This window comes from Microcystis sp. CS-574 (genome assembly GCF_028329095.1).
Classification (GTDB): Bacteria; Cyanobacteriota; Cyanobacteriia; order Cyanobacteriales; family Microcystaceae; genus Microcystis; species Microcystis ichthyoblabe_A.
This window is the reverse complement of sequence record NZ_JAQMSY010000019.1, coordinates 1-10,670: the sequence shown is the minus strand read 5'-3', so window position 1 is coordinate 10,670 and position 10,670 is coordinate 1. Positions and strand designations below refer to the sequence as shown.

The following is a 10,670-nucleotide window of genomic DNA, read 5'->3' as shown; positions in this document are numbered from 1 at the left end:
GCCAAGCTTTTCTGGTCGGAACCCCCTAAGCCGAGTTTTCAAGGTGCTGCGCCGTCCACTTGGTTTTCGAGACTGGCCTTTTAATTCTAACGTAAAGCCAACCTAGAACGGCGGGGTTTCAGACCCAAAATTTCCGATGATAGTGTGAGGGTCTGGCTCCCTGTTGTTAATATTAGTTAACTTTCCCCTGCTACTTGGGCGCGGTATTCACTAGCGGAGAGGGTATCAGCCAAGGCAGTATCGGGATTTTCTACCCGCACTTTTAATAACCAACCCTCCCCGTGGGGATCATCGGCAATTAATTCGGGGGAGTCAATCATCGCTTGATTGCGATCAACTACGGTTCCCGAGACGGGAGGATAAAGATCTTCTACCGCTTTTACCGATTCGATCGTGCCGAAACTACTACCTACTTCCAGCGCCTCTCCCAATTCGGGCAATTCTAGAAACACGATATCACCCAATTGATCGACGGCAAAAGCACTAATTCCCAAGGTAGCGATTTCACCTTCGAGTCTGACGTATTCGTGGGTTTCTAGGTATCTCAAATCCTCGGGATATTCCAGTTCCATCGTCTGTCTCTAAATATTTACAGCATCAGTTAGTTTACTAGATCTCTTGGGGAAAATGTTCATCGGCTAGGGCTGTTTTATTGCCGATCGCTACCTAGACAAAATTAATTACACCGATCGAACCCTGATTAAACAGCTAGAATTGGTCTAGGTTGATCGGGGAACGCCACATAACACTGGAACAGTAAGGGTTAGCTGCTTTTTTAGCTCACTTAACAATACCCAGTTTAAATGCCTCCTAGCTTACTTATGTTAAATTCCATCTTAGAGCCTCGTGGTGGCGAACATCAAACCATAAGAGCCTTTTTTGAGCCAAAAAACATCGCTGTGGTGGGATTTAATCGCCAAAATCCCCAACTTGATCGCACTCTTTTAAATAATCTCCATCATAATCCCGGTCAGCACCGCCTTTATCTAGTTAATCCTCACCCCGAAAACTGGCTCGATCTTCCCACCTATAGCAGTTTAGAGGATATCCAGGCGGCGATCGATCTGGTAATTATCACCGCCCCTGCTCCCGAAATTCCCGCTATTATCGCCCAATCTGTCGAAAAACAGGTTAAATGCGCCCTGATTCTCTCCACGGGTTTTCGGGAAACTGGACAGATGGGGGAAAATTTACTTAGGGAAATTAAAGCGATCGCTGGTCAAAAATTACGCATCATCGGTCCCCATAGCTCAGGAATCTGCAATATAAGCCAAAATCTTAACGCCACCTTTTCCCCCATCCTGCCGAAAACTGGTTCAATTGCTCTGATTAGTCAAAGTGGGGCGATCGCTGCTGCCGTGCTTGATTGGAGTTTAAGCGAAAATGTCGGTTTTAGTCACTTTATCTCCCTCGGAGTCCTTTTAGATGTGGATTGGGGCGAATTACTCTATTATTTGGGAGACGATCCCCAAACCAAAAGCATCGTTATCTACTTGGAATCCCTGAATAATGCCCGCTCTTTTCTGTCCTCAGCCCGAGAAGTTGCCCTAAATAAACCAATTATCGCCATTAGTCGCCACAGTACCGACTTTGACCCCACTTCTCTTTCCCATGCTGGCAAATTGACCAGCGATCAGCTAACTCTCTCCGCTGCCTTTGCTCGTTGTGGCATCGTGGAAGTACAAAGACTGGCCGATCTCTTGAATATCACGCAAGTTTTAGCGAAAATTCCCCGATTTCCCCGGGGAAAACGCTTGACAATCATCAGCAATGGTTTTGCTCCCGCTCTTTTAGCGGCCTCGGCTTTACTGGCGGAAGATGGACAACTGGCAACCCTTACCCCCGCAACGATCACACAACTAGCGCCTCTTGTTCCCGCGGATATTGTCCCCCAAAATCCCATCGATCTGCGTCGCGGCAGCGATCCCGATAGCTACGCTCGCGCCCTAGAGATCGCTTTAGCGGATGTACATACCGATGCGGTGTTGATGATTCTCTCGCCTCGCTTTAACACCGATCTGCGAGAAATTGCCCATAGAATCGCTTCAATCGCTCAAAATAGCAAAAAACCCATTTTAGCAAGTTTGATGGGGGGAGAGGGCATTGCAGAGGGAGTAGCGTTATTAAATCAGCAGGGTATCCCCACCTATCGCTATCCCGATTCGGCGGCCCGGGTGTTTAATTTGCTCTGGAAATATGAAGAGAATCTGCGAGGTCTTTATCAAACGCCAATTTTAACCAATTCTCAGGAAAATGGCTTTGATCCAGTTTTAGTTAGCCAGATTATCGAGCAAGCAGGGGATAGAACAATTCTCAGTGAGCCAGAGTCTTTAGATATACTCAAAGCTTATGGAATCCCTGTTATTGTCACTAAAGTCGCCGAAAGTGCCGCAGAAGCAGTTAATCTCGCTGAATCTCTCGGTTATCCCGTGGTGATGAAACTGCATTCGAGGACGATTATCCATAAAAGCGCGGTGGGTGGGGTACAATTGCCGCTTTTTTCCCCTAGGGCAGTGGTGCAAGCGTATCAAGCGATCGAAGCTAATGTTAGCGCACAAGTGGGTGGGGAGCATTTTCTCGGGGTGAGTATTCAACCGATGTTAGAAATCGATCGAGGATATGAGTTAATTATCGGCTCTAATTACGATGATCAGTGCGGACCGGTGATAATTTTCGGTACTGGTGGCCGTTTAGTCGATATTTTTCAAGATTACGCCACCGCTCTACCTCCTTTAAATACTAATCTCGCTCGCCGACTTTTAGAAAAAACCAAGATTTATCGGGCTTTTAACGGGACAAATGGGCTTAAATCGCTTAATTTGGCGAATTTAGAGCAAATAATCGTTAGATTTAGTCACCTGGTTAGTGAACAACCTCGCATTAAAACTATCGATATTAATCCCTTTTTTGCCGATTCAGAGCAATTAATCGCCCTTTCCGCCTCTATCCTTCTTCATCATCCAACTACTCCCCCAGAAAAGTTATCTCATCCGGCGATTCGTCCCTATCCCGAACATTATATGGGACTTTGGACGACGAAAAGAGGCTTAAAGGTGCTAATTCGTCCGATTCGGGCAGCGGATGAGCCTTTAGTGCGACAATTTCACCATTATCTCTCGGAAGAAACTATTTATTATCGTTATTTTCACCTTGTCAATCTCGATCGCCAAACCGCTTATGATCGTCTTACGCGCATTTGTTTTATCGACTACGATCGAGTAATGAGCTTAGTGGTAGAGATTAATAACGATCAGACGGAAGAACCAGAAATTATCGCTATAGGACGCTTAAATAAACTGCACGGCGTTAATGTGGCGGAATTTGACCTATTAGTTAGGGATGACTATCAAGGTCAAGGAGTTGGTACAGAATTACTACAGCGGTTAGTCACTATTGGCAAAAAGGAAGGATTAGAGGGAATTGAAGGGGAAATTTTAAGGGATAACCGCGCTATGCAGATGATAGCCGCTAAAGTGGGGTTTTCTCTCTATAAAACTGCCGATTTTGTCAAAGCGGAACTTGAATTATGAAGCCTTTTTGACAAGCTGATCACTAATTTTCTGGCCGAAGTGTTTGGGCTAATCCTTGCTCTAAAGTAAAGGGAGGTTGCCAATCTAGGGTTTTTTGAATATAGCTAGACTCAACGGTAAGAGAACCAAGCAAGCGATCGATATTATAGCTGTTAAAAGGGAGGTTTTTCCCTGTTATGGATTCTATGCTATCACCCAGATAACCTAAGAATCTAAGTAAGGTAGTGGGGACGGGCAGCAATTGACAGGGTTGTTGAATTTGTTGAGCAATGAGTCGAATTAATTGGGGAGTAGAAACAGCTTGGTTATCGCTAATTAAAAAAATCTGATTAGCGGCATTAGGATGATCTAAACAGGTAATAATGGCAGCAACTAAGTTACCCACAAAGACAAAACTACGACGATTTTTGATCGCACCAAAAGGTAAAGGTAATCCCCGTTTAATTAGTTTCATCAAGCGGTCCATATTAGCACGATTGCCTAGTCCGTAAACTAGAGTAGGACGAAGGATCGTCCAAGTCATGTCACTATCTTTTGCTATTTCAATTAAAGCTTGTTCTGCTTGCAGTTTACTACGACCATAGGGACTATCGGGGTGACAGGGAGAATTTTCGTTAAGAATATTATCACTTTCGGCAGCCATAGCATGAATAGAACTGACAAAAATAAAGTGCTTAACTCCCGCTTTTAGCGACTGCTTAACTAGGTTAATAGTCCCCTTAGTGTTAACTTTTATAAATGCTGCTTCTGGATTGGATATAGTCTCATGAAGGATATGAGCGCGTCCTGCTAGATGAATAACGGTATCAATGCCTAGCAATGCTTCTTGCCAATCGGTTATATCATCAATTTCACCCACCTGAATAGCCTTAATTGACAGGGCTGCAGGAAACTCAAATTTCTGGCGAATTGCAGCTGTTATCTGGCAGTTATGTTGATGTAAAGTTGGCAGTAAGTGGCTGCCAATAAAGCCGGTAGAACCTGTAACTAAAACGTTTTTCATTATTAATTATTCAATTAAGTTTAGTAAAGTTTCCAACCATGTTTATTGAAAAAATACACAGCCGATTGAGCAAAAACTATTGCCAGTTTAGTAGAGTTGTGCGCTCCTCTTGCCCAATGATGATAAATATTTACATGGGGGTAAAGTATGGTTTTGTATTTTTTAGACATTCTAAGGGTCAAATCATAATCTTCAAAATACATGAACATATTTTTATCAAAATAGCCAATATCATCTAAATATTTTCTGTTAAATAGCATAAAACAGCCACTAATAATCGGTACTTCTATTATCTGGTTATAGCTAATATCTCTCATTTCATACCAGTCCAATCTCTTTTTGAAAAGAAATTGCATTTTTTTTGGTATAAAACGTCTAATAAATAAGGTCAAAACTGTGGGTTGACGCTTACAAAGGTATTGGATGTCCCCATTAGGGTAAGATATTTTTGGAGTAATCAATCCTACCTCTTGATGCTTACCGAGGTAGTGAATAAGTTCAGTGATCACATTATTATCAAAATAAACATCTGGATTGATAACTAAATGATAATCATAATTTTTAGCCCTAGTAATAGCGAGGTTATGTCCTTGACCAAAACCAACGTTATTACCATTATTGAAGTAATAATCTATATCGTATCCCTGAAAATTATCAAAGATTTTTTTGAGTTCATCGGTGGGAGAGTTATCTACTACTGACAAATTAATTTCTATTGGTGTGCTGAACAGAGATTTAATTGCTTGAGTAACTATCTCTGGGTCATTTTTGTAAAGTACAAGGGAGGCAGTAAGTTGCATATTTTTTAAGGAATAAAGTTAAACATTAGGGATGAGGATATTTTTCAAGGATTGGGAAAATTGCTGGAAACTGAAATTTTTAAGGGCTATTTCTCTGCAAAACTGACCCAGATACTCTAAATTATCATCGCTAATTTTATCAAGGGTGGATAGTGCCTTTTCTATATCCTGTTCAGTGCTAATATCGAAGACTAATCTTTCACGTTCATATTCAAAAAATGGGTGAATATCTACTCCTGTTGAAATATATACTGGTAAGCCAACGGAAGCAGCTTCAGCCACCGAAAAGCCAAAATTTTCTCGATGTGAAAATAAGACAAATAAATCCGAACCAGACAAGAACTTCCACTTTTCTTGATCAAAAACTGGTGAATGTATGAATACATTAGGAAGACTTGAATAAGAGACAATTTTCTCTTTTAATGATTCATCCTGTCCATAACCCATGATTAAAAAATTCCAGTTTTTAGGCTTAACCTTGACAAAACTTCTTAAGGTTTCTAAAGGATGCTTAAAATTATCATATTTACCAAAATAAAGTAAGATTTTCTCTTCGTCAGATAGTCCCAATTTCTGTCTAAGCCATCTCCGACATAAAATCTTATCAATATCCTTAGGATTTTCAACAGAAAAAGTACAAATATTCCCCTTATTTTTAGCAAAAGGTAAAATTGATTTATCCCGTTCCAATGCCGTTGAAAATATGATTTTTTTTGCATGATGTGTTGCCGGCTTGCCAATCAGTTCTAGCCAAATTCTTTTTTTTAGTTTGCCATAGGAAAAGACATAAGGATCGGTTGTTCCATGAGGGACTAAATAAAGTGGAACATTGAGATGGTGTGATAGTTGATAGGCATAAGAAAAATGAGCTAAAAAAGCACCATGTACAATTACTCCTGATGTCTTTTGCTTAACTTTCTCTGGAATAAACGAGAAAAAGCTAGGAAAACTTGATTTTATCAGTGCCGTGAAGGGGTTGATGGAACTGGAAACAGTATAATCTGCTTCGCTAGGACTATCGTATCCAGGCATTTGTAAGTCAACAAAATAACTCTCTACGGCTCTACGAAACAGGGATGCAGCAGTGTAAGTACCCCCATGATCTGGGTGTAGGCGAGGACAAAAGTTGATAAAAGTATTATTATTCATATTGAAAAAATCGGCCTCAATTTTTCTTATAAATAACTGTGTAGTGCCAACTGAAGTTACTCATGCCAGGAATTAAAAACAGTAATGAGTCTGTTACTAAAAAAAGCTTCTCCATTAAAAAGGGAAGTTTAATTCTCTTTTTGAGACGTAGCAACCTGTATATAAACTCTAAGGCGTAATGCGTGATTCCTGTGGTTAACCAAACAGGTTCTATTGAAACTAATTCTAAGTTATACACTTTAGCTATCTGGTTAAATTCTGACAATGAAAATCCTTCGGCTTCTTCATCAGCAGGAGAATGCTCTTTGTCTGGTAATATGTTTCGAGATCGAAGAATTATTGAAGATAATAATTTATTGATATTAATATTTGGTTCAATTCCAAAAATTAGAAAGCCATTAGGTTTTAAAACTCTTTTCATCTCCTGTAATGCAATGTTAAGATCGTGTAAATGATGCAAAGCCGCTATCATGTAAACAATATCAAAGGATTCATCGGCAAAGGGAATATGATGAGCATCTATTCTCGCATAAATAATTTTCTCTAATTTTCTTTCTGAGTGTTTTTTTAATACATAAAATAAACTTTCTTCTGCTACTTCTGAAAAAACATATTCTTTAAAACTGGCTTGGGTTTTGATAAAAAGTTCTAAATCAAAACCGATTCCACCTCCAAGTTCTAAGATTGTTGAATTGACTTGACTATGATTAGCAATGAAATTTACTATCTTTTGATGAAAATGCAAGTTTCTCAATGTTTCTAGCTGGGCTAGATCGAGCCATAAATCTGATACACTACCGTGATAAATAGCATCTTGTTTGACTATTTCTTTTGTTGCTTTAGGCAAAAGATCATAGATGCCATGTTTAACAATAAATTCATGTCCTTCAGTACAGACAATCTTATCTTGTTGGAAATTGAATCTTGACTGGCATTCTGGGCATATAAATTCTAGCTTGTTCATACTCTTTTCCTCTAACTAATCAATCATCTGTAGTCTGTAGACCTAGTTATTTTCATTTGAACTGCCAACAAAGATCGTCTTAAAAATCTCATTATGTAATGAGGTAAGTTATTTAATCTCCATTGTGTGAATACCATCCAGTCTTGTAATTGAGCCGGTTGAATGGGTGAATAAATTTGCTGTTTTTCAGCTTCCATAGCTTCTCTTTTCTTATTCGTCAATTGGTTTTCATGAATCCGAAAACAACTTATACTTTTACCAGAAAACCGAGAAAATTTTAAGTTCGATAACAAAGCTCTCAGGTAAAAATCAGCGTCCGAACTTAAAGAATAATCTTCTTTAAACCCCTTGAGCTTTTGGTAAACTCTATTCCGGAAAATCGCTGCTGGTTGAGCAAACCCAAATATACCGATTCGGAACAGTGAAAGCAATTGCTCGGCTCTAGCGGCGGACATAGAATAGACGAAACGACCATAACCATCAGTATAGTCACAACTTCCATACACTATATCTGCTTTGGTATGTTTTCCAAAAGTCGTTAGTCGATTCACGCTATCAGGATATAACCAGTCATCTGAATTAACATAACCTAACCACTCAGTATCACATTCCTGTAGCCCAGTGTTAACAGCTCGATACATATTACCTGGTTCAGCATAAAGAGTTTTTACATCCCATCTTTTACAGATATCTAGTGTACCATCGGTTGAGCCGCTGTCTACTACGATGACATTAACCTCTACGTCTTTCTGCGATCGCAAAGAAAGCAGAGTCATATCCAGTGTAGCAGCACTGTTTAATGTTGGAATCACATAACTAATCTCACTCATTTGGCTCATTGTTACTTTTACTAAACTTGGCTATTTATTAACTGATCATTTTAGAGTTCGCCTTGCGGATACTTTAACACGAATAATGTATGCGTGTATAGTACTTTACGAAACTGTGTCGGCAGTTTATCTACCAATTTAGTGTATATGCGAAACAATAATTGCTCTTTGTCTTTTCCCTGAAGACTACTCAAACCTAGCAAATTATCCTGTTTTGGGCAAAAATAAGAGAAATCATTATCTAAGTCTAGTGCAGACTCCAACTTTTTGCTTATTTTGTAAAGGTCATCCCAAGATACCAAATAGTTTTTACTATGCCAAGGTAACGTTAGTTTTTGAAGTATCTTAATAAATGGAAGTTTTTTCTTGATAACGGACAAAAATCCATAATCATGAGAACCATGCTGAAAATCGAAAGGAAAAAGTCTATTTGGTCCCATAACTAGGAGAATTCCGCCAGGTTTGAGTAATTTGATTTGATCCTCTATGAATTGAAAACGATAGTCTAGAAAATCAGACGATAAACAAGCGTGACCGTCAATGGTTCCAACGTGTTCTATTACCCCAAATGACATTACTACATCAAATTTATCATTTTTATCCCTTGCAATTTTTCCATACTCGTCGGCATAGCAGTTATGTATGTATGGCCTCATTTCCAGTTCAATTTCGTTAAACCTACCACCTGGTTCTAAACCATGAGCATCGTATCCGATTTCACGCAGTGTTCTTACCATGATACCTATCCCACATCCAACATCAAGAATTTTGGCTTGATGGTTAATCCCTAAATCTTGAAACAGTTTGGGTAAATAGTTTTGAGCTATGTGATGGCCTCCTAAAGCTTCAGTTGCTTTAAATTGCTCCTCTAGTTTAAAAGATGAATTCGCCCCTTTGTTAGTCATTTGGTTAACTCCTTGACACCAGCTAATAATGCTATCGTTTATTACATAAGTACAAATTTAGGACTAGATGACCCTTCTCTCCTTATTTGTCCTGAGCGGCTAGCATGAACATCATAATCGTGATTTAGCAGTAGTTTTCTGCCATTGTAACTCACTCCAACGCCTCTGTCAAGGATAGTAGGGAGGGGTGATCGACAAACTCATCAATAAACTCGTCAACTGAATTGGCAGCCAGTTCCACAGCCATTACTTCTTCTAATTGTTCTACGCTTGACTCTTCTAAGGAAGATTGAATCTCTAGAGGGACAGATTCAATCTTGATTTGCAGCGATCAATCTTACCATCCCTAGAACCACCATCTATAACAATACAATCAACATTATCATAGGTTTGATTAATCACAATCTGAATCGTTTGCTCTAAATAATTCTCACTGTTGAAAACTACGGTAATGATAGTAACTCAAGGAAGCGGTGAATTGTCAGACAAACCACCTTGGGGAGCATCTCACCTTTGTAACCCCTAAATTAGGTTTTTATGTCAAGCTATTTTGAAAGTCCTGCTAGAAAACAGTTTTAGCGATAAGTGTAATTACTCACTTGCATAAATAAGATGCTCCCCCACCTTAGATATTGGATCTTCAGCCATCCCTCTCCCTTGCGTTCTAGTAGAGCATCAATTTTGTTTTGAGAGATAAAAAAAGAGCTAATCTGGAAGAAGTTATCCAACTTCAGACAAAAAAATGCCGAAGAAAAAATATATTGTAGATCTAACAGACTCCGAAAGAACTGAACTCGAGCAGCTAACCAAGAAAGGAAAAATAGCAGCTTACAAAATGAACCATGCCAGAATACTACTTTTAGCAGACGTCAATCAACAGGAAGGTGGTTGGACTGACTCGAAAATTAGTGAAGCCTTAAATGTTGCTCAAGCCACCATTGAGAGAGTACGAAAAAGATTTGTCGAGTCAGGAATTGAATCATCATTAACTCGAAAAAAGCAAGAACATCGCCGTGCCAAAATTATCGATGGGGAAAAGGAAGCATATCTGATTGCCATCGCTTGTAGTGAAACACCAACGGGACGAGCAAAATGGACACTTCAAATGCTGGCCGATAAAATGGTCGAACTTGAATATGTGGAAAAAATATCACGAGAAACCATCAGAAAAACCTTAAAAAAAATGAATTGAAACCATGGCTGAATCAATCATGGGTCATTCCCCCAAAAGAATCAGCGGAGTTTGTCTGTGCCATGGAAGATGTCTTGGATATTTATCATAGTGAGTATGACCAGCAAAATCCCTGGCTGTGTTTTGATGAGAGTTGTAAACAATTAGTCAAAGAAACAAAAGAGAAAATACCAGCCGAACCGAGAGAACCAGAAAGGTATGACTATCAATATGAGCGTAATGGTGTAGCCAATATGTTTATGTTTTTTGAACCATTACAAGGTGGGCGACATGTAGAAGTTACACAACAAAGGACGG

8 protein-coding genes and 2 pseudogenes are annotated in these 10,670 nt (G+C 39.4%); 2 read left to right on the top strand and 8 right to left on the bottom strand.

All coding sequences use genetic code 11. The annotated features are described in order from the left end of the window. Positions 1 to 176 precede the first annotated feature (176 nt). Positions 177 to 572 (bottom strand): glycine cleavage system protein GcvH, encoded by a 396-nt coding sequence (gcvH, locus tag PN470_RS01340; RefSeq protein WP_002737085.1) that lies wholly within the window; start codon positions 570 to 572, stop codon positions 177 to 179. A gap of 249 nt (positions 573 to 821) precedes the next feature. Here gcvH and PN470_RS01335 point away from each other — a divergent pair, with 249 nt between their 5' ends. After that, positions 822 to 3,530, top strand: a complete 2,709-nt coding sequence (locus tag PN470_RS01335; protein WP_272103435.1) for a bifunctional acetate--CoA ligase family protein/GNAT family N-acetyltransferase — start codon at positions 822 to 824, stop codon at positions 3,528 to 3,530. Positions 3,531 to 3,552: 22 nt separating this feature from the next. On the opposite strand, the gene PN470_RS01330 is transcribed toward PN470_RS01335, so the two are convergent. The 7 genes and pseudogenes from PN470_RS01330 to PN470_RS01300 all read right to left on the bottom strand — a co-directional run. Continuing rightward, positions 3,553 to 4,533, bottom strand: coding sequence for an NAD-dependent epimerase/dehydratase family protein (locus PN470_RS01330; protein ID WP_271935058.1), 981 nt, complete (start codon positions 4,531 to 4,533; stop codon positions 3,553 to 3,555). A gap of 20 nt (positions 4,534 to 4,553) precedes the next feature. After that, complete coding sequence (locus tag PN470_RS01325; protein ID WP_271935062.1) at positions 4,554 to 5,333, bottom strand: glycosyltransferase; 780 nt, start codon at positions 5,331 to 5,333, stop codon at positions 4,554 to 4,556. Positions 5,334 to 5,351: 18 nt separating this feature from the next. After that, the gene (locus PN470_RS01320; RefSeq protein ID WP_271935063.1) at positions 5,352 to 6,482 is read right to left on the bottom strand and encodes a glycosyltransferase; all 1,131 of its coding nucleotides are present in this window, start codon (positions 6,480 to 6,482) and stop codon (positions 5,352 to 5,354) included. 16 nt (positions 6,483 to 6,498) lie between these two features. Continuing rightward, positions 6,499 to 7,446 (bottom strand): class I SAM-dependent methyltransferase, encoded by a 948-nt coding sequence (locus PN470_RS01315; protein WP_271935066.1) that lies wholly within the window; start codon positions 7,444 to 7,446, stop codon positions 6,499 to 6,501. Positions 7,447 to 7,469: 23 nt separating this feature from the next. Beyond that, a complete protein-coding gene (locus PN470_RS01310) occupies positions 7,470 to 8,276 on the bottom strand; it encodes a glycosyltransferase (protein WP_272103433.1) in 807 nt (268 codons plus the stop codon). Positions 8,277 to 8,326: 50 nt separating this feature from the next. Beyond that, positions 8,327 to 9,181: a class I SAM-dependent methyltransferase gene (locus tag PN470_RS01305; protein WP_271935071.1), complete on the bottom strand. Its 855-nt coding sequence runs from the start codon at positions 9,179 to 9,181 to the stop codon at positions 8,327 to 8,329. A 330-nt stretch (positions 9,182 to 9,511) separates the two neighbouring features. Beyond that, positions 9,512 to 9,643: pseudogene (locus PN470_RS01300) on the bottom strand (glycosyltransferase); the annotation flags it as partial. A 280-nt stretch (positions 9,644 to 9,923) separates the two neighbouring features. On the opposite strand from PN470_RS01300, the pseudogene PN470_RS01295 reads away from it, so the two are divergent. Continuing rightward, a pseudogene (locus PN470_RS01295) lies at positions 9,924 to 10,670 on the top strand (IS630 family transposase); the annotation flags it as partial.

Bases quoted from the DNA above. Each gene is read 5' to 3' on its own strand.
- PN470_RS01305 (WP_271935071.1), bottom strand. From the start codon at position 9,181: ATGACTAACAAAGGGGCGAATTCATCTTTTAAACTAGAGGAGCAATTT.
- PN470_RS01330 (WP_271935058.1), bottom strand. From the start codon at position 4,533: ATGAAAAACGTTTTAGTTACAGGTTCTACCGGCTTTATTGGCAGCCAC.
- PN470_RS01315 (WP_271935066.1), bottom strand. From the start codon at position 7,446: ATGAACAAGCTAGAATTTATATGCCCAGAATGCCAGTCAAGATTCAAT.
- PN470_RS01335 (WP_272103435.1), top strand. From the start codon at position 822: ATGTTAAATTCCATCTTAGAGCCTCGTGGTGGCGAACATCAAACCATA.
- PN470_RS01320 (WP_271935063.1), bottom strand. From the start codon at position 6,482: ATGAATAATAATACTTTTATCAACTTTTGTCCTCGCCTACACCCAGAT.
- gcvH (WP_002737085.1), bottom strand. From the start codon at position 572: ATGGAACTGGAATATCCCGAGGATTTGAGATACCTAGAAACCCACGAA.
- PN470_RS01310 (WP_272103433.1), bottom strand. From the start codon at position 8,276: ATGAGTGAGATTAGTTATGTGATTCCAACATTAAACAGTGCTGCTACA.
- PN470_RS01325 (WP_271935062.1), bottom strand. From the start codon at position 5,333: ATGCAACTTACTGCCTCCCTTGTACTTTACAAAAATGACCCAGAGATA.